Raw genomic sequence first — 18,320 nt, forward strand, 5'->3', positions numbered from 1 at the left:
CCATCCGGTTCGTCCGGGTGGGGGCCGTCGCCATGCGGGCGGGGAGGGGACTAGGAATTCGACGGCGGCGAGGACACGGGCGGCGGATCCACCGGCGCGACCTCGATCGCCGTCGCGCCGTGCGGAGCCGGTGACTGGCGCAGGGCCTGTTCCTGCGAGTACGCGCGCAAGTAGCCGACCACGGTGTTCGCCACCGCGACCAGCGGCACCGCCACCACCGCTCCCCCGATGCCGCCGACCATGCCGCCGGCCGCGACGGACAGGACGACGGCGAGGGGGTGGACGCGGACCGCGCGGCCGAGGATGAACGGCTGCAGGACATGGCCCTCGATCTGCTGGACCGCGAGCACCACGATCAGCGCCATCAGGGCCGTGAAGACCCCCTGCGTCACCAGGGCGACGACCACCGCGAGCGCGCCCGAGATGACGGCGCCCACCAGGGGGATGAAGGCGAACAGGAAGATGAAGACGGCGAGCGGGACGGCCATCGGGACGTCCAGGAAGTAGATCCCGATGCCGATGAAGATCGCGTCGATCAGAGCCACTATCACCGTGCCGCGCACATAGGCCGTCAGCGTGCGCCACGCCTTCGGCCCCGCGCCCGCCACTCCGGGCCTCGCCTGCGCGGGCACCAGCTTCAGGACCCAGTTCCAGATCCGCTTGCCGTCGTAGAGCAGGAAGAGCGTGGAGAACATCGCGAGCAGGATGCCGGTGAGGATCTCCACCATCACCGTGACGCCTTCGAGGCCCGCCGTGGTGATCTCTTCGGTGTTGGTGCCGACGGCGTCCCGAAGGTTCTTCGCGATATCCCTGATCTGGTCCTCGGTGACATGGAAGGGGCTTTCGAGGAGCCACTTCTGGAGTTCGTCGATGCCCTCCTGGACCTTGTCCGAGAGGGTGTCGATGTTCTCCATCACCTGCCAGACCACGAACCAGCCGACCAGGCCCATGATGACGAAGCCCGCGATGAAGGTGACCGCGGTCGCGAGGCCCCGGGGCAGCCCGAGGTTGCGCAGCCGGGCGACGGTGGGCTGGAGCAGGGCGGTGATGAGGAGCGCGGCCAGGAACGCCATGACGACGAGCTGCACCGAGGTGATGGCCTTCGCCAACACCCAGAGCGCACCCGCCAGTACGAGCAGCCGCCAGCCGGCCTCGGCCGCGACCCGGAGTCCCCAGGGCACGGCGGCCACCGGCTCGGCCTTGGCGGCGACGGCGGGAGCGTAGGCGGGGGGCGCGGGGACGTGATCGCGCGGGGCGGCGGACGACGAGGCCTCGGAGGTCCCGGATCCGTCGGGCTCCGCATCCGTGGACGAAGTCGCATACGGAGCCCCGTCCGGCTCCCGCTCCGCGGCGGCGCGGCGCTCGTCCAACCGCTCTCCCATCCGGGTGAGCCCGGAGCCCACCCGGCCCAGCCACCCTGGCACTCTCGACATGACTCTTCCTTCGTCCCCCACCGACACCGGTCCCCCCGGATCAGGGCTTCACACACAGCCCGTCTGGATGACCGTACACGCGCGGAGCCCCCCACCGTAGGACGGTGGAGGGCTCCACGAAGTTGAGCGTCAGACGAAACGCCGGTACCTCAGTACCAGTTGTTGGCCTGCCAGAAGTCCCAGGCACCGCAGGGGCTGCCGTACCGGTCGTTCATGTAGTTCAGGCCCCACTTGATCTGTGTGGCCGGGTTGGTCTGCCAGTCGGAGCCGGCGGAGGCCATCTTGGAACCCGGCAGTGCCTGGACGAGGCCGTAGGCACCGGAAGACGGGTTGGAGGCCTTGTAGTTCCAGCCGGACTCGTGGTCCACGATGTTGCTGAAGCACTGGAACTGGTCCGCGGGGATCATCTGGCGGGCGATCGCCTGGGTCTCCGCGATGGAGTACGAGCTCTGCGTCGCGATGTCCGAGGCGTCGGCGCGTGCTTCGGAGCGGCTGGCCTTGAGTTCGGCCTCCCGCTTCTCGGCTGCCTTCTCCTCCGCGATCTTCTTCTCCGCGGCTTCCTTCTTGGCGACGGCGTCCTCGGCGGCCTGCTTACGAGCCGACTCTTCCGCGGACTTCTGCGCGGCGGTGTCGGCGGCGGCTGCCTGTGCGTCGGCCTGCTGAGCCAGGGATGCGGTCTGTACATCCGCCTGCTGACCCGCGGGTATGTCTGCGAGGAGCGTCCCTTCGCCGGACGCAGCCGTGGCCTCCATGTCGTTGGAGGGCTGGGTGTTGCCCGAGGCAACGCCCACGACGGCGCCGACAGTGGTGACCGCCGTGGCCGAAGCCACCGCGAATCCCCGGACCGAAATCCGGCTCACATGCATTCCTTCCAGCATCGCCCGGTCGGTGACCTTTCGGGCGCAATCGTGCCCCTTGCACTGGCCGCCCATTGATACGTGGTCACGGGCGGCACGGACCCTGGGCGACAACTCCCCTGTGGAAGTGGCCTCCCGTGAAGTGGGTGGCATACGGCGGTCTCTATGAAGTTCTGTGGTGCCGTACCGCTGGGGGTACGCAAGTGCCGCATGCGGGGCCTGACAGGACCACGACTCTGCCGGAACCGGACGCCGCGAAGCAATTCTCCGTTGCGTGTGAAAGCTCACACCCCGTTTGCCCCGGGAGTTTTGAGGAAATGCGCGTACGGCACGACGCCGCCCGGCTAAGCTCTTCGGCTCGCCGGGCGGCGCCAACTACCGCGTAGCTACTGCATTTTCCGCAGAGGGCTCAGATGTGGCCGTCCTCCAGCATTTCGGTCACAAGCGCCGCGATCTGCGAACGCTCCGAGCGCGTCAGCGTGATATGCGCGAACAGCGGATGCCCCTTCAGCTTCTCGACGACGGCGACGACCCCGTCGTACCGCCCGACCCTGAGGTTGTCGCGCTGGGCGACGTCATGGGTCAGGACGACACGGGAGTTCGCCCCGATCCTGGACAGAACGGTCAAGAGGACGTTCCGCTCCAGGGATTGAGCCTCGTCCACGATCACGAACGCGTCGTGCAGCGAGCGGCCCCGGATATGGGTGAGCGGCAGCACTTCCAGCATGCCGCGCGCCGTGACCTCCTCGATCACCTCGCGGGACGTGACCGCCGAGAGGGTGTCGAAGACCGCCTGCGCCCACGGGCCCATCTTCTCGGCCTCGGTGCCGGGCAGATAGCCGAGCTCCTGCCCGCCCACCGCGTACAGCGGCCGGAAGACCATCACCTTCTGGTGCTGCCTGCGTTCGAGCACCGCGTCCAGGCCCGCGCACAGCGCGAGCGCGGACTTTCCGGTGCCGGCCCGGCCGCCCATCGACACGATGCCGATGTCCGGATCGAGGAGCAGATCGAGGGCGATGCGCTGCTCGGCGCTGCGGCCCTTGATACCGAAGGCCTCACGATCCCCGCGGACGAGCCGGACATTGCCCTCGGGCGTCACACGCCCGAGCGCCTTGCCCTTCTCCGACTGCAGGGTCAGGCCCGTGTGCACGGGCAGGTCCGCCGCCTCGGGGGCGTACAGAGTGTCCTGCTCGAAGAGCAGGTCCACCTGCTCCCCGGACAAGGCGAGTTCGGACATTCCGGTCCAGCCGGAATCCGTGATCGCGAGTTCCGCCCGGTACTCCTCGGCGAGCAGGCCCACCGACGAGGCCTTGATCCGCAGCGGCAGATCCTTGGAGACGACCGTGACGTCGTACCCCTCCGCCTGCAGATTGCGGGCCACCGCGAGAATCCGTGAGTCGTTGTCCCCCAGTCGATAGCCGGCCGGAAGCACGCCGGGATCCGAGTGGTTGAGCTCGACGCGCAGCGTTCCGCCCAACTCGCCGATCGGGATGGGGGCGTCGAGCCGCCCGTACCTGATGCGGCAGTCGTCCAGCATGCGCAGGGCCTGCCGGGCGAAGTAGCCGAGTTCGGGGTGATGCCTTTTGGCCTCGAGTTCCGTGACCACCACGATCGGGAGCACGACTTCGTGTTCGTCGAAGCGGTTCAGGGCGTTCGGGTCGGCCAGCAGCACGCTGGTGTCGAGAACATAGGTGCGCCTGTCGGGCATGCGGCGCTTTGTGCTGGTCACCACGGAAGGACGTACCCCCTCGGATGAGGTCGGGGAGCGACGGCGTCGCGGGGGACTGGACCGGGCTCGGGCCACCTTGCGCGGGCCGAGCACCGGCCCTCCACGAGTCCGTACGGAGTACGGGCCTTCTGGTGCAAAGGGCCTCCCGGGCGGGCAGCCCCATGCCGCCCGCTGAGAGCGACACCCTTGGTGCGGGTGTCGATCTGGAAGGGATATTCCCTCGAACACGCGAAGCCATGCAATGGCATATGACGACGCGTTGATGAACCCCCGGTGACATCGGTCACCGGGGGTTCGTGTGCCAGGGGGGATACGTGCGGCTCAGGAGCCGTAACGCCGGTGCCGTGCCGCGTAGTCGCGCAGGGCACGCAGGAAGTCCACCTTGCGGAAGGCGGGCCAGAAGACTTCGCAGAAGTAGTACTCCGAGTGCGCCGTCTGCCACAACATGAACCCGGACAGACGCTGCTCACCGCTGGTGCGGATGACGAGGTCCGGGTCGGGCTGGTCGCTGGTGTAGAGGTGGCGGCCGATCAGGTCGGTGTCGACGATCTCGGCGAGGGTCTCCATGGAGGTGCCCTTGTCGGCGTGGTCGATGAGCATGGAGCGCACCGCGTCGGCGATCTCCTGGCGGCCGCCGTAGCCGACCGCGACGTTGACCACTATTCCGTCGACGTGGGCCGTGGACTCCTCTGCCTCCTTCAGCGCGTTCTGCATCTGCGCGGGCAGGATGTCCGGCGTACCGACGTGGTGGACGCGCCAGCGGCCGTCACCGGCGAGGGTGCGCACCACGTTCTCGATGATGCCGAGGAGCGGGCCGAGCTCGTCCTGCGGGCGGTCGAAGTTGTCCGTGGAGAGCAGCCAGAGGGTGACGACCTCGACATCGGTCTCGGAGCACCAGCCGAGGAATTCGGAGATCTTCTCGGCTCCGGCCTGGTGGCCCTGCGCGGTCGTGCTGCCCGCCGCCTTGGCCCAGCGCCGGTTGCCGTCCATGATGACGCCGATGTGCTTGGGCACAGCGGAGTGGTCGAGGCGTCCTTCCACCCGGCGGGCGTATAGCCCGTACACCAGGTCGCGCAGGTTCACTCTCTTCAGCCCCTCCGTGCAGATGGCAGATGCGGCCCCCGAAGGCAGCACCTTACCGCCGTACGCCAATGTCTCTGTCCAAAGGTCTCTGTCCAGGGGCGCGGGCGCGCTGAAGGTAGCTTCTTACCCATGAACGACAACCGCGTGTACCGCGCCACCGGGGACCGTTACGACGAGATGGAGTACCGGCGCACCGGCCGCTCCGGACTGAAGCTGCCCGCGATCTCGCTCGGCCTGTGGCACAACTTCGGCGACGACAAGGGCCTGGACAGCCAGCGGGCGATCCTGCGCCGCGCCTTCGACCTGGGTGTGACCCACTTCGACCTGGCGAACAACTACGGACCGCCGGCCGGCTCGGCGGAGCTGAACTTCGGCAAGCTGCTCAAGCAGGACTTCGCTCCGTACCGCGACGAGCTGGTGCTGTCCACGAAGGCCGGCTATCTGATGCACCCCGGCCCGTACGGCGAGTGGGGTTCGCGCAAGTACCTGCTGTCGTCGCTCGACAATTCGCTGCGGCGGATGGGCGTGGACTACGTCGACATCTTCTACTCGCACCGCTTCGACCCGGACACCCCGCTGGAAGAGACCATGGGCGCCCTGGCCTCGGCGGTGCAGCAGGGCAAGGCGCTGTACGTGGGCGTCTCCTCCTACACCAGCGAGCAGACGCGTGAGGCGGTGCGGATCCTCAAGGAGATGGGGGTGCGTCCCCTTATTCACCAGCCGTCGTACTCGATGATCAACCGCTGGACCGAGGACGACGCCCTCCTCGACGTCCTCGAAGAGTCGGGCATGGGCTGTATCTCCTTCGTGCCGCTCGCCCAGGGCCTGCTCACCGGCAAGTACCTGAACGGCATCCCGGAGGGTTCGCGTGCCACGCAGGGCAAGTCCCTCGACCCGAACCTGCTGAGCGACGAGGTCGTACGGCGCCTCAACGGACTGAACGACATCGCCGCCCGGCGCGGCCAGTCCCTCGCGCAGCTGGCCCTGAACTGGGTGCTGCGGGACGAGCGGATGACGTCGGCGCTGATCGGTGCGTCCAGCGTGAAGCAGCTGGAGGAGAACGTGGCGGCGCTCAGCGGGGCGAAGCTCACCGATGAGGAGCTGGCCGAGATCGACACCTTCGCGGTGTCGACTCCGGGCACGAACATCTGGGCCGGACGCAAGTAGGCACCGGGTCGCACGGGGCCCTGGGTGCGCGTACAGCCGGGGCCCTGACACGGGCACAACCCGGACCCTGGCGCGGGCACAAAAAAACGGGCCGGTCCGTGGGGGGGGAGACGGACCGGCCCGAGGGGGGGTTTCCACCATAACCCTTCGTAAGGGATGCCGTGTGCATCGGCGTGCCACAACTACGCTCCGAAGCCACCGAGCAACAGGCCGGTGACGGTTCCGGCGAGCATGCAGGGGCCGAGGGGCATGGCCGTCTTGCGGCCCGCGCGGCCCCGCAGGACAAGGGCGAGGGCGTATCCGCCGCCGTAGAGGACACCGGCGAAGAAGCCCAGAACGAGCACCCCCCAGCCGTACCACCCAAGAGTTACCCCGAGGACGATCGCCAGCTTGACGTCGCCGAAGCCCATGCCGCTGGGGCGGGCGAGGAAGAGCAGCAAGTACGTCGAGCCGAGGGCGAGGCCGCCGAGCAGGGCGCCGGTCCAGGAGCCGGCCGCCCCGTCCAGGGCCGCGGCGACGCCGAGCAGGGCGAGGGCCGCGGCGGCGAGCGGCAGGGTGAGGACGTCGGGCAGCCGGTGCACGGCGAGATCGACGACGGCGAGCAGTACACCGAAGGGCGCGAGGGCCAGCCAGACGGCGAGTTCGGGCCGCAGCCCCGCGGCGGCGGCCAGGGCGGCGCACAGGAGCGCGGTGACGGCGGCGAGGTGCGGGGTCCGCGGGCCGAACCAACTTGCCGCGGGCGCCGTGCAGTCGGCGCAGCGGGCGGTGCCTATCCAGCCGCCCGCGGGGCCGGTGAGCGGATGGCCGCCGGGGCAGGTGTCGCGCCAGGGCTCGTCGGGGGCGACCGCGAGCCGGTGGGCGGCGCGCGGGACGAGGAGTCCGGCGAGCGCGCCGTAGACGGCGGCGAGGGCGGTGAGCAGCGCGGGCACGGGCCGACCTTATGGCGCGGTGACCGCACTGGGTAAGAGAGAGGCAGGCGGCACCGCGCAGCCCCCTCCACTGCACGGTGCCGCATCGCGCGGATTTGCCTGCGCGAATTAGCCTTGGTCTGAACTTACGTGATCCCTACATGAGGATCGACCGGTTCCGATAACAATGCGGAATCGAAGAGGGTTAGTTGCCCGGATTTGGCCGTCTATGTGGCGTACGGGCGGACGGTCTTGGCGGTCGTGGTGGCCCGGCGGACCGGGCGGACCGGGCGGACCGGGCCGTCCTTCTGGCTGTCTTTGACTGCCGCCTCTTCGGCGGCCCGCTTCTTGTTGGCGACGATCTGCTCCATGAAGGTGTCGCCCCACTCACCGAGCGGCATCAGGGCCGTGTTGAGCTTCCGGCCGAGCTCCGTCATCGAGTACTCGACCCGGGGCGGCACTTCGCGGTAGACCTCGCGGTGCACGATGCCGTCGGCCTCCATCTCCTTGAGCTGCTGGACGAGGACCTTCTCGGTGACACCGTCCAGTTCGCGCCTGAGCCGGCCGAAGCGGAGCGTGCCGTGCTCGTACAGGGCCCACAGGATCATCGGCTTCCACTTGCCGCCGACGACATCGACCGCCGCGTCGATTCCGCACACGTACATTCCCCTGGCTCTGGCCACCGCAGGCTCCTCGCTTCCACGACACCGCTGTTCGATACTGACGCGATGAATCTCAGCGTCACATGGACCGCCGCTCATTCCCGGCGCCTGGAACGCCAGTCGCTCACCGCACCGGCAAAGGGTTCGGCGCCCGCCGACCTGGCGCTCACGGCGGGGGCCATGCTCGGCGCGCACGCCCAGGTGCTGTCCGCCGCCGAACTCTCCCTGTGTCTGCGGCACGAGAGCGCGGACCGGGCGGATGTACGGGCGGCACTGTGGGATGCGGAGGCGCTGACCAAGACGTACGGGCCGCGTGGCACGGTGCATCTGCTGCCGAGCGCCGAACTGCCGCTGTGGACGGGCGCGTTGTCGGCGCTGCCCACGGGACCTTCCCCGCATCCCGAGGGCGTACGACTCGACGCGGAGCAGACCGAGCAGGTGGTCGCGGCCGTCGCGGACGCCCTTGACGGTGCCTTTCTGACCGTCGACGAGCTGACCGAGGCGGTCGTCGAGCGCACCGGCCCCTGGGCCGGGGAGCTGAAGATGCCCGCGTTCCAGGGGATGTGGCCGCGCTGGCGCACCGTCACGCACCTCGCCGCCCACCGCGGCGCGCTCTGCTTCGGCCCGAACCGGGGGCGCAAGGTGACGTACACCCGGCCGCCGGTGGCCGCACCGCTGCCCGGGGACGAGGCGCTCGCCGAGCTGGTACGCCGCTATCTGCGCGCCTACGGTCCGGCGACACCGCAGTCCTTCGCCAAGTGGCTCGCCGCTCCCCCGGGTTGGGCGGTCCGGCTGTTCGCCGCGCAGGGCGAGCGGATCGAGCGGGTCGTCTTCGACGGGGCCGAGGCGTGGGTGGCCGCCGGGGACACGGAGTTCCCGCCGGAGCCGGCGCGGGGGTTGCGGCTGCTTCCGTATTTCGACGCGTTCGGCATCGCGTCCCACCCGAGGGAGCGACTGTTCCCCGGTCGCGCCCGTGAACGCGCCCTGGCCGGCGGGCAGGCGGGGAACTACCCGGTCCTCCTCGTGGACGACGCGGTCGCCGGCGTCTGGCATCTGCGCCGCTCGGGCCGCCGCGCGGTGGTGACGGTGGAGTCCATCGGCCGCCGGCTCACGGGCTCCCGGCTGCGCGACCTTGAGGCGCAGGTGCGGCGGGTGGGAGAAGTGGTCGAGGCGCGGGCGGAGTTGGTGGTGGGCGAGGTGACGGTGGGGGCGCACGCGTAGGGCCGCGCGGGGAGGGGACGGGGTCCGCCCGGACCCGGCGCCCCCTCCGAGGGAACTGGACGAGGATCGCCCAGACCCGGCGCCCCCTCCGAGGAAACTGGACGGGGATCGCCCGGACCCGGCGCCCCCTCCGAGGGAACTGGACGGGGATCGCCCGGACCCGGCGCCCCCTCCGAGGGAACTGGACGGGGATCGCCCAGACCCGGCGCCCTCCCCCAGGGCCGGGCTCAGGGTGCAGGTCAGGTGGAGCGCCAGGCCGATTCCCTCAGCAGGCGGAGGCCGTTGAGAGCCACCAGGATGGTGGAGCCCTCGTGGCCCGCGACGCCCAGGGGCAGCGGCAGATGGCCCACGAGGTCCCAGACGGTCAGGGCCGCGATGCAGGTCCCCGCGATCCACAGGTTCTGGGTGACCAGGCGGCGGGCCCGCCGCGAGAGGGCCACCGCCCGGGGTACGGCGGCCAGTTCATCGCGTACGACGATCGCGTCGGCCGTCTCCAGGGCCAGATCGGAGCCCGCGCGGCCCATCGCGATCCCGGTGTGTGCCGCGGCGAGCGCGGGGGCGTCGTTCACGCCGTCGCCGATCAGCAGCACCTTGCGGCGGTCCGGGCCCGCTCCTGCCCCTCCTTCCCTTCCTTCCCCCAACTCCCGCACCGCGTCCGACTTCTGCTGCGGCAGCAGATTCGCGTGTACGTGGGCGGCGCCGATGCCGACCTGGGCCGCCACCGCGGCCGCGGGTCCCGGTGCGTCGCCGGTGAGCAGCAGCGGGGCCGTACCGGTGAGCCGGGCCAGGGCGGCCACGGCCGCGGGGGCGTCGGGGCGCACTTCGTCGGCGAGGACGATCCGGCCCGCAGGGTCGCCGTCCACCAGGACGAGCACGGTCGTGGCACCGTCGGCGGCCGCTGCCGGCGGTGCGTCCGAGGGGCACAGCCGGGACTCCGCCCCGACCTCCACCTTGCGGCCGGCCACCGTGGCCGCCACTCCGCGGCCGGGCGTGGACGTGAAGTCGTACGCGTCGGGCAGGGGCAGTCCGGCGGCCGCCGTCACGACCGCCGTGGCGATCGGATGCTCGCTGCGATGCTCGACGGCCGCGGCGATGGCCAGCAACTCGCTCTCGGAGAAGCCGGGTTCGGGGGCCACGGCGAGCACGCGGGGGCGGCCCTCGGTGAGGGTGCCCGTCTTGTCGTAGGCCACCGTGTCGATCTGGCCGAGGCGTTCCATGACGACCGCCGACTTGATGAGCACACCGTGGCGGCCCGCGTTGGCCATCGCGGAGAGCAGCGGCGGCATCGTGGCGAGCACCACCGCGCACGGCGAGGCCACGATCATGAAGGTCATCGCGCGCAGCAGGGCCCCGGTCAGGTCCGCGCCAAAGGCGAGGGGCACCGCGAAGACCGCCAGGGTGGCGACGACCACGGCCACGGCATAACGCTGCTCGACCTTCTCGATGAACAGCTGCGTGGGCGCCTTGGTACGGGACGCCTCCTCGACGAGCGTGACGATCCGGGCGATCACCGTGTCCGAGGGGTCGCGCTCCACACGGACCCGCAGCGCGCCGCCCGCGCCGTTGACGGTGCCCGCGAACACCTCGTCCCCCGGCTCCTTCGGTACGGGCAGCGGCTCGCCGGTGATGGTGGCCTGGTCGACCTCGCTCGCACCGTCCAGGACCCGGCCGTCGGCGCCGATGCGCTCACCGGGCCTGACCAGGATCTCGTCACCGACGGCAAGGGTGCCGGCGGGCACCGTCTGCTCGCCGCCGGGGGTGATCCGGGTGGCGGTGGACGGTGCCAGGTCGAGCAGTCCGCGTACGGAGTCCTCGGTACGGGCCGTGGCCAGGGCCTCGAGGGCGCCGGACGTGGCGAAGATGACGATCAGCAGGCCGCCGTCCATGACCTGGCCGATGGCGGCCGCACCGAGGGCCGCGACGATCATGAGCAGATCGACGTCGAGGCTGCGTTCCCGCAGGGCGCGCAGGCCTTCGACGGCCGGTTCCCAGCCACCCGCCGCGTACGCGACGGCGTAGAGCGGACCCCACAACCAGGCGCTCAGGCCGGTGAGTTGGAGCGGCAGGGCGAGCAGGAACGCCGCCGTGGCGAGCGCCGCCCAGCGGGCCTCGGCGAGAGCGAGGACACGCGTGCGGCGGACGGGGGCGGGGGCGGGGAACACGGGCGGCGCGCCGGACGCGACGGTCCGCTCCCCGGCGTCCTGGGCGGAAGTGGGCATGGCGAAGTGACACCTCGGGCAGGCGTGGCGGCTTGGCACCAGGCGGGCAGGACTCCGTCACCATACCCGAATGAATGAACAAGTCTTCATTCAATCCGGGGTGGAGGTGCCCGGCTCGCTACGATGGCTCCATGGGCCACGGAGTCGACCAGCAGCGCAGCACCCGGGAGCGTCTCGACGCCGTGGGCGCCGCGGATGTCGCGGCCACGCTGCAGGCCCTCGCCACCCCGTCGCGGCTGCGGATCCTGGCCCGTCTGCAGGAGGGACCCTGCGCCGTGGGCGAGCTCGCGGAGGCCGCCGGGCTCGAACAGTCGGCCTGCTCGCACCAGCTGCGGCTGCTGCGCAATCTGGGCCTGGTCACCGGGGAGCGCCGGGGGCGTTCCATCGTGTACGCGCTGTACGACCACCATGTGGCCGAGCTACTCGACCAGGCCCTTTTCCATGTGGAACACCTGCGTCTGGGGCTGCGGGACGAGTAACGGCTCGACCGGCGGCGGTTCGGCGCTCACGGAGGTCTCATGCGGTTCACGCGCCCCACACGGCCCACGCGGCTCGTGGACGATTTCGTCGTGGTCACCGGCGGGCCCGGTTCCGGCAAGACCACTCTCATCGACGCGCTCGAAGCGTCAGGGCTCGCCCGTACCCAGGAAGCCGGGCGCGCGGTGATCCAGGAGCAACTGGCCGCCGGCGGGCGGGCGTTGCCGTGGACGGACCGGGAGTCGTTCGCCGAGCTGATGCTGGAGAGGGAACTGCGGTCGCACCGTGAGGCGGCGGACCTCGGCCCCGGACCCGTGATCTTCGACCGTGGCGTACCCGACCTCGTCGGCTATCTCCGGCTCGAAGGGCTCCCCCTGCCCGCCCATATGGACGCCGCCGCGCGGGAGTTGCGCTACCACCGGCGGGTCTTCATCGCGCCGCCCTGGCCCGAGATCTACGCCCAGGACGCCGAGCGCAAGCAGACCTTCGAGGTCGCGGTGGCCACGTACGAGGCGATGGCCGAGGTGTATCCGCGGTACGGGTACGAGCTGGTGCCGCTGCCGCTCGTGCCGGTGGCGGAGCGGGTGGCGTTCGTGCGGTCTTGCCTTGGAGTGGGCTCCAGCGCGTAGCGTCCGCGTCGTCTGCGTCTGCCTCCCCAGCAGGCCCATCCTCAACCTCGGCCTCGACTTCGACCTCGGCATGGACATGGACATCGACATCGACATCGGCCGATGAAAGGGAACCACGGTGCGTTACACACTGTTCGGCAGGACCGGTCTGCGCGTCAGCGAACTGAGCCTCGGCGCCATGACCTTCGGCGGCGGTGCGGGCTTCGGCGCCGACAAGGACACCAGCGCCCGCATTCTCGACGCGTACACCGACGCCGGCGGCAACTTCGTCGACACCGCGAACATCTACACCGACGGCAACTCCGAGTCCATCCTCGGTGAACTCCTTGAAGGCCGCCGCGACTCCTACGTACTGGCCAGCAAGTACACCTGCGCCACCCGCAAGGGCGAGGTGAACTCGGCGGGCAACCACCGCAAGAACCTGGTGCGGTCGGTGGAGGAGAGCCTGGAGCGGCTGCGCACCGACCACCTGGACGTCCTGTGGGTGCACGCACGCGACAACTTCACGCCCATCGACGAGGTGATGCGCGCCCTCGACGATGTCGTACGCGCGGGAAAGGTGCTCTATCTCGGGGTCTCGGACTGGCCGGCCTGGGAGATCGCCACCGCCAACACGCTTGCGGAGCTTCGGGGCTGGACGGTGTTCGCGGGTTCGCAGCTGCGCTACAACCTGCTCGAACGCACCCCCGAGCGGGAGCTGCTGCCGCAGGCGCGCGCCTTCGACCAGGCCGTACTCGCCTGGGCGCCGCTCGCCGCGGGCATGCTCACCGGAAAGTACCGGCGCGGCGAGAGCGGCCGTCTGAGCGGCGGCGACGAGAGCCACCGCGACCACAACACGGAGGCCACCGTCACCGCGGTCCTGGAGATCGCCGAGCAGGGCGGCTTCAGCCCGGCCCAGGTCGCCCTGGCCTGGCTGCGCTCGCGCCCCGGCAATGTCGTCCCCATCATCAGCGCCACGAAGGAGCAGCAGCTCGTCGACAACCTGGGCGCCGTCGACGTACACCTCGACGAGGACGCGCTGCGGCGCCTGGACGAGGTGAGTGCGGTGCCGCTCGGGTTCCCGCATGCGTTCCTGCGTGAACCGGGGATCGTAGAGACGGTCTACGGCGACCGGGCCTGGGAGATCGACGACCGGCGCTCGACGTATCGGCGTACGCCGACGGAGATCCGCTGAGCCTGCTTTGCCGCTGAGGTTTTGCCGTTGAGCCTGCTTTGCCGCTGAGGTTTTGCCGTTGAGCCTGCTTTGCCGCTGAGCCCTTTGTGGACTAGCGCGCCGTCCAGCCGCCGTCGAGGACGAGGTTCGCGCCCGTCATGTTGGACGACTGGTCGGAGGCGAGGAAGACGGCGGACGCGGCGACCTCGTCCGGGCGGCCGAGGCGTCCGAGCAGCGTCAGCTCCTCGAATTTCCGCCGCATGCCCTCGGGGTCGCCGCTCGCCCGGAAGACCTCCTCCAGGAGGTCGGTCGCGACCGGCCCCGGGCACAGGGCGTTGACCCGGATCCCGGCCTTCGCGTGGTCGATGGCGGTGGCCTTGGTGAGCTGGATGACACCGCCCTTGGAGGCGCAGTACGCGGCCACGCCGGCGTCTCCGACCAAACCGAGCTCGGATGCGACATTGACGATGACCCCGCCGCCGCCGTCGGTCATCGCGGGGACGGCGTGCTTGGTGCCGAGGAAGACGCCGCGCATGTTGACGGACATGAGCCGGTCCCACTGGTCGACGGTGGTGTCGAGGACGGTGGCGGCGAATTCGATCCCGGCGTTGTTCACGAGGATGTCGAGACGGCCGTACGCGTCGACGGTCTCCGCGACCAGCGCCGCGACCTGTGCCTCGTCGCTCACGTCGGTACGGATGTAGCGGCCGCCCAGCTTCTCGGCCTCCTCGGTGGCGTCGATGACATCCGCCATGACGACGGTGGCGCCCTCCTGCGCGAAGCGCTGAGCGATGGCGAGGCCGAGGCCTCGGGCGGCTCCCGTGACGATGGCGGTCCTACCCGCGAGCTGCATGTCTGTCGTTCCCTCCCAGGTGGAGTGCTCTTTCCTCCACCCTGCCAGGCCGCCCGTACGCCGTCGCACCGGCCTGCGGCAGCACCGCCCACATCCGGGTTCCGCCGCCGGGCTCCCGGGCCTCCCCGAAGCCCCACTCTCCGCCGCAGGCCCGTACGACACAGGCCAGGAGCCGCAGGGCCGCGCGGCGGCGCGTGTCACAGGCGGCGGCCAGGCGTTCGTTCGTGTGCCGCGGGTGCCCGTCGTAGAGGATCACGCGCAGGGCGCCGTCGCGAAAACGGAGGGAGAGATACACCTCCGGGGTGGGTGTGAACTGGCATGCGGCGGCGGCCAGTTCACCCACGGCTTGCTGCGCGGCATCGGTGAGCCCGTGCAGGCCGTGAGCGACCAGGATGCGCCGGGTCGCGGTCCGCGCGATGGCCGGTGTGGTGAGGGACGCGGGCAGCGTGAGGCTGTAGGTGAGGTCTTCTGGGGGTGGTGGGGCGGGAGGTGTGGAGGGGGGCCTGAACGAGGGACAGGGGGTGGGGGCGGTATCGGTGAGCATGGGGGACTCCCGGGCGCGGTGGGGGTTTGGAGTGTGGGCGGTGGCTCTGTCCCGGGCATGACGGGATGCACTTCCGCCGCGTGCTTGGCGTGACTGTTGCGCTACTCACTGTAGGGCTACGAGTGGTCCATGGACCACCCATTCCAGCAATTTGGCCCACCCACTACACTCCGGCGCATGCCACTCAGGACAGCCCCAACTGAACGTCAGCAGCGGCTTGGTGCGGAATTGCGGAAGATGCGCACCGCTGCGGGCATGTCCATCGAGTCCGCTGCCGGGCTACTCGGCGTCAACCGCAGCAACATCTCCGCCATAGAGTCGGGCGCTCGCGCGATCAGTGCCGAACGGGTTCGCACCCTGGCATGCAACTGCGCGTGTGCGGACAAGAGTTACGCCGAAGCTCTCGCCGCGATGGCCGGTGGACGCGAGCGGGGCTGGTGGGAGCGATACCGGGGTCAGCTGCCCGCCGGGCTCCTGGACATCGCCGAGATGGAATGGCACGCCACCCGTATGCGCAGTGCCCACACCGTGCACATGCCGGGGCTCCTGCAAACCGCTGACCATGCGACTGCCATTTTCCGGGCGGTGGTCCCCACACTCCCCCAGCACGAAGTCGCCCTTCGCGTGGCGCATCGCATGGAACGGCGGCAGGTACTGGATGGCGCGGACCACCCCGAGTACGTCGCGATAATCCATGAGGCCGCACTTCGCATGCAGTTCGGCGGGCGGAAAGCCGCACGAGCGCAGTTGGCGCACTTGCTTGAGCTGGCCGAACGAGGCAGCGTGATCCTGAGGGTCATCACGATCGAGGCCGGGGTCTTCCCCGGAGCCGGACAGACCGTGATCTACGCCGAGGGACCGGTGCCACAGCTCGACACTGTGCAGATCGACAGCACACACGGGCCGGAATTCCTGTACCAGGAAGCGCAGTTGTCCAAGTACACCGCCCAGTTGGACTGGATGGAGCGCATCGCTCTCGACCCTCCTGCGTCACGCGACTTCATTCACGCCATCGCCCAACAGCTCTGATGGGGAGTTCGATGACCGGCATCACCTGGGAAGAACCCTTCTGCGGGGAAGGCTCAAGCTGCTTCCGGCTCGGCACCGACGACGAAGGCAACGCCTACATCGCCGTCGCCGGGCAGGAGGACCGATACCTCACCGACAGCCACGACGCCCTGCGGACGCTGATCCGCGACATCAAGGACGGCAAGGCGGATCACCTGCTCTAGAAGAGCCTGGCCGAGCCCGGCGAGCTCGTCGCCCTGCGGAGCTACTCGGCCGAGTCGCCGGACTCGCCCGTCTCGCCTCGCGGGAACGTCACCTCGACCCGTCGGTTCTTCTTACGGCCCTCCTCCGAGGAGTTCGACGCGATCGGGTAGTCCTCGCTGTACCCGCGCACCTCGAACGTGATCTCCGGACCGAGGTCCTTCGACAACTGGTCGTGCACCGCGTCCGCGCGCTCCTTCGAGAGCTTCTTCCCGTGCCCGTACGACCCCAGGTTGTCCGTGAAGCCGAAGACCCTGACCTTCGTGGAGTTCTGAGCCTTGATCTCCTCCGCGATGGCCTTGATACGGGAGTTCGCCTCGGGGTTCAGTTTCGCGCTGTCCTTCGGGAAGAGCACCTCTGCCTGCAGCGCGAACTTCACATCCGAGTTCGTGTCCTCGCGGCGCTCCTCGCCGCCCATGTCCTCGACCACGGACTTGATGTCCAGAACCTTCGCCGGCGCGAGCGTCGCCCCGTCACCGAGCTTCAGACCCGGGGAGTTGGCGTCGACCTTCGGGGGCGGGTCGGATGTCACCGAGCCCGGTGGCACGCTCGGGTCGTCCTCGGCGTACGCGGTGCCCGTGACACTGACCGCCGTCAGCAGGGTCAAGGCGACGAGGGTGGGGAGAGTGCGGGGCATGGGTCACTCACCCTCGGAGATTTCGATGGTGGCGGGGGGCATGTCCGCGATTTGGAAGGTGACATTAGTGGCCGAGTCCGGCGGGGCCGGGAACTGGGCGTACCAGGTCTTCTCCTCCCCCTGCTTGAAGGGCGTGAAGGTCGTACACAGGCAGCGACCCTCGGTGTCGCGAAGGATCAAGTAGCGCTTCTTTCCTGCCTTGTCGACGATGCTGGCGCCGGCCATGGACGCGGCGTTGCGCTGCAGCTCCTGCTCCTCGCCACGCCAGGAGTTGGCGACCCAGCGCCCGGAACCGCCGTTCCGCACCTTGCCACTGACAGTAAGGAAGCCACCTTGGTCACGAACGGCCGAGTTGATGGTGAGCGTGACGCCCTCGCCACCCGTCACCTCGGCCAGGACCTTGTCCTCCGCCTGCTCCTCCGGCTCTTCCTTGTTGCCGCCGCCCTTGGAGGAGGTCGTGGACTGCGTGTCCGTCTTCTTCTTGCCGCCGTCGTCGCCACCACCACAGCCGGCCACCGTCAGGACCAGGCCGGTCGTGATCGCCACTACGGTCAGTGCCCTTCGGGCCCTCATCGAGACTCCTTCGTAGACATCAGTCGGCCAGCCGGACAGCGAACAAGTCCTTGGCCTTCGGGAGATCGGCGATCTCTCCCGGGTTCTTGGGATCAATCTCCCAGGGACCACTGCCGTCACAGGTGAACTTCACGTCTTTCGCCGGGTCGATGTCCACCTCGACGGTGCATCGGGGTTCGATCACCGCCGTCGCCTCGGCATTGGCGCGGGTGTTCTCGGTTCCGGGAATGAGCGAGTCGCCCACGGTGTAGTTGGTCTCCACTGCGGCTGTGAACGACGGATTCCCGTCCAGGGAGCCGGTGTCCAGGCTCGTGAGCGAGGAGTCGTTCGCGGCGGCCAGATCCGCTGCCGCCGCCTCGCCGTCGCCGAGGAAGCCGTCGCCGTCGAGCCAGTCGTCCCAGTCCCCCGCCTTGAGTCCGCCGAGGAAGCCCTCTGTCAGCTCATCACGGACTTCCTGGGCAGCAGCGAGAGCCGCGGCGTCGGCAGCGGACTGAGCTCCGTTGCGCGCCACGGCTCCCTTGGCGAAGACGAAGAAGACAAAGGCGACGAAGAGGAGCATGCCGACCAGCCATACGTACAGCGGGATGGTCGAGCCCTTGTCGTCGCGGAGACGGCGAAAAGTCAGCCGCCGGTGATGGAGGCCACCGCCTCGTCGATCGCCGACGAGATCGTGTCGTCCAACCCCAACCCCATCACCGCAGTGACGATCGCCGCGATCAGCACCAACAACCCCGCGTACTCCACGAACCCGGCCCCCGCGTCGGCCTTCTCGCCACGCATCCGTGCGATGACGGTGTTCTTCCAGGTTCGGATCCTCGACATGACGTTCTCCTCCGGCCCCTGCCGATGCGCTGACAGGAGAAACGTACGCCGAATGGCGACGATGGCCAGAGGGCCCCTGGGCCC

At 69.6% G+C, this 18,320-nt stretch carries 21 protein-coding genes; 8 read left to right on the plus strand and 13 right to left on the minus strand.

The window, feature by feature from the left end; all coding sequences use genetic code 11:
- Positions 1-50: 50 nt before the first annotated feature.
- The 4 genes from ACFQVC_RS13265 to ACFQVC_RS13280 form a co-directional block, all read right to left on the minus strand.
- Positions 51-1,433, minus strand: coding sequence for an AI-2E family transporter (locus tag ACFQVC_RS13265; RefSeq protein WP_381830355.1), 1,383 nt, complete (start codon positions 1,431-1,433; stop codon positions 51-53).
- Between the two features lie 149 nt (positions 1,434-1,582).
- The gene (locus ACFQVC_RS13270; RefSeq protein ID WP_465270590.1) at positions 1,583-2,293 is read right to left on the minus strand and encodes an aggregation-promoting factor C-terminal-like domain-containing protein; all 711 of its coding nucleotides are present in this window, start codon (positions 2,291-2,293) and stop codon (positions 1,583-1,585) included.
- A gap of 406 nt (positions 2,294-2,699) precedes the next feature.
- Positions 2,700-4,022, minus strand: a complete 1,323-nt coding sequence (locus tag ACFQVC_RS13275; RefSeq protein WP_381830359.1) for a PhoH family protein — start codon at positions 4,020-4,022, stop codon at positions 2,700-2,702.
- Between the two features lie 318 nt (positions 4,023-4,340).
- Positions 4,341-5,102 carry an isoprenyl transferase gene (locus ACFQVC_RS13280; protein ID WP_381830361.1) on the minus strand — a complete coding sequence of 254 codons (762 nt, stop codon included), beginning with the start codon at positions 5,100-5,102 and terminating at the stop codon, positions 4,341-4,343.
- A 129-nt stretch (positions 5,103-5,231) separates the two neighbouring features.
- On the opposite strand from ACFQVC_RS13280, the gene mgrA reads away from it, so the two are divergent.
- Positions 5,232-6,269, plus strand: coding sequence for an L-glyceraldehyde 3-phosphate reductase (gene mgrA / locus ACFQVC_RS13285; RefSeq protein WP_381830363.1), 1,038 nt, complete (start codon positions 5,232-5,234; stop codon positions 6,267-6,269).
- Positions 6,270-6,451: 182 nt separating this feature from the next.
- On the opposite strand, the gene ACFQVC_RS13290 is transcribed toward mgrA, so the two are convergent.
- A complete protein-coding gene (locus ACFQVC_RS13290) occupies positions 6,452-7,198 on the minus strand; it encodes a prepilin peptidase (protein ID WP_381830365.1) in 747 nt (248 codons plus the stop codon).
- A gap of 206 nt (positions 7,199-7,404) precedes the next feature.
- Positions 7,405-7,842 carry a winged helix-turn-helix transcriptional regulator gene (locus ACFQVC_RS13295; RefSeq protein ID WP_381830564.1) on the minus strand — a complete coding sequence of 146 codons (438 nt, stop codon included), beginning with the start codon at positions 7,840-7,842 and terminating at the stop codon, positions 7,405-7,407.
- A gap of 63 nt (positions 7,843-7,905) precedes the next feature.
- On the opposite strand from ACFQVC_RS13295, the gene ACFQVC_RS13300 reads away from it, so the two are divergent.
- Positions 7,906-9,060, plus strand: coding sequence for a winged helix DNA-binding domain-containing protein (locus ACFQVC_RS13300; protein ID WP_381830367.1), 1,155 nt, complete (start codon positions 7,906-7,908; stop codon positions 9,058-9,060).
- Positions 9,061-9,299: 239 nt separating this feature from the next.
- On the opposite strand, the gene ACFQVC_RS13305 is transcribed toward ACFQVC_RS13300, so the two are convergent.
- Entirely contained in the window at positions 9,300-11,279 is a 1,980-nt protein-coding gene (locus ACFQVC_RS13305) for a heavy metal translocating P-type ATPase (protein WP_381830369.1), read from the minus strand.
- 131 nt (positions 11,280-11,410) lie between these two features.
- On the opposite strand from ACFQVC_RS13305, the gene ACFQVC_RS13310 reads away from it, so the two are divergent.
- From ACFQVC_RS13310 to ACFQVC_RS13325, 4 genes are read left to right on the plus strand one after another with little or no spacing between them, the layout of a single operon-like run.
- Positions 11,411-11,758 carry an ArsR/SmtB family transcription factor gene (locus ACFQVC_RS13310; RefSeq protein ID WP_381830371.1) on the plus strand — a complete coding sequence of 116 codons (348 nt, stop codon included), beginning with the start codon at positions 11,411-11,413 and terminating at the stop codon, positions 11,756-11,758.
- Between the two features lie 39 nt (positions 11,759-11,797).
- Positions 11,798-12,385 carry an AAA family ATPase gene (locus ACFQVC_RS13315; RefSeq protein ID WP_381830373.1) on the plus strand — a complete coding sequence of 196 codons (588 nt, stop codon included), beginning with the start codon at positions 11,798-11,800 and terminating at the stop codon, positions 12,383-12,385.
- Positions 12,363-12,491, plus strand: a complete 129-nt coding sequence (locus ACFQVC_RS13320; protein WP_381830375.1) for a hypothetical protein — start codon at positions 12,363-12,365, stop codon at positions 12,489-12,491. The genes ACFQVC_RS13315 and ACFQVC_RS13320 overlap by 23 nt, the downstream gene beginning before the upstream one ends.
- A gap of 12 nt (positions 12,492-12,503) precedes the next feature.
- Positions 12,504-13,559 carry an aldo/keto reductase gene (locus ACFQVC_RS13325; protein ID WP_381830377.1) on the plus strand — a complete coding sequence of 352 codons (1,056 nt, stop codon included), beginning with the start codon at positions 12,504-12,506 and terminating at the stop codon, positions 13,557-13,559.
- Positions 13,560-13,650: 91 nt separating this feature from the next.
- Here the strand turns inward: ACFQVC_RS13325 and ACFQVC_RS13330 are convergent, their stop codons facing one another.
- Entirely contained in the window at positions 13,651-14,391 is a 741-nt protein-coding gene (locus ACFQVC_RS13330) for an SDR family NAD(P)-dependent oxidoreductase (protein WP_381830379.1), read from the minus strand.
- A complete protein-coding gene (locus ACFQVC_RS13335; RefSeq protein WP_381830381.1) occupies positions 14,375-14,935 on the minus strand; it encodes an ATP-binding protein in 561 nt (186 codons plus the stop codon). Before ACFQVC_RS13335 ends, ACFQVC_RS13330 begins: the two co-directional genes overlap by 17 nt.
- A gap of 177 nt (positions 14,936-15,112) precedes the next feature.
- Between ACFQVC_RS13335 and ACFQVC_RS13340 the strand changes: the two genes are divergently transcribed.
- Both ACFQVC_RS13340 and ACFQVC_RS13345 read left to right on the plus strand, forming a co-directional pair.
- Positions 15,113-15,964 carry a helix-turn-helix domain-containing protein gene (locus ACFQVC_RS13340; RefSeq protein ID WP_381830383.1) on the plus strand — a complete coding sequence of 284 codons (852 nt, stop codon included), beginning with the start codon at positions 15,113-15,115 and terminating at the stop codon, positions 15,962-15,964.
- A gap of 11 nt (positions 15,965-15,975) precedes the next feature.
- Positions 15,976-16,167 (plus strand): hypothetical protein, encoded by a 192-nt coding sequence (locus ACFQVC_RS13345; RefSeq protein WP_381830385.1) that lies wholly within the window; start codon positions 15,976-15,978, stop codon positions 16,165-16,167.
- 41 nt (positions 16,168-16,208) lie between these two features.
- Here the strand turns inward: ACFQVC_RS13345 and ACFQVC_RS13350 are convergent, their stop codons facing one another.
- From ACFQVC_RS13350 to ACFQVC_RS13365, 4 genes are read right to left on the minus strand one after another with little or no spacing between them, the layout of a single operon-like run.
- Positions 16,209-16,841 carry an OmpA family protein gene (locus ACFQVC_RS13350; RefSeq protein WP_381830387.1) on the minus strand — a complete coding sequence of 211 codons (633 nt, stop codon included), beginning with the start codon at positions 16,839-16,841 and terminating at the stop codon, positions 16,209-16,211.
- A 3-nt stretch (positions 16,842-16,844) separates the two neighbouring features.
- Entirely contained in the window at positions 16,845-17,414 is a 570-nt protein-coding gene (locus ACFQVC_RS13355) for a hypothetical protein (protein WP_381830389.1), read from the minus strand.
- Between the two features lie 19 nt (positions 17,415-17,433).
- On the minus strand, positions 17,434-18,039 hold the full coding sequence (locus ACFQVC_RS13360; RefSeq protein WP_381830566.1) for a pilus assembly protein TadG-related protein: 606 nt from the start codon (positions 18,037-18,039) through the stop codon (positions 17,434-17,436).
- The gene (locus tag ACFQVC_RS13365; RefSeq protein WP_381830568.1) at positions 18,036-18,236 is read right to left on the minus strand and encodes a hypothetical protein; all 201 of its coding nucleotides are present in this window, start codon (positions 18,234-18,236) and stop codon (positions 18,036-18,038) included. The genes ACFQVC_RS13360 and ACFQVC_RS13365 overlap by 4 nt, the downstream gene beginning before the upstream one ends.
- Positions 18,237-18,320: the final 84 nt, after the last annotated feature.

This window comes from Streptomyces monticola, from assembly GCF_042665355.1.
Classification (GTDB): Bacteria; Actinomycetota; Actinomycetes; order Streptomycetales; family Streptomycetaceae; genus Streptomyces; species Streptomyces monticola.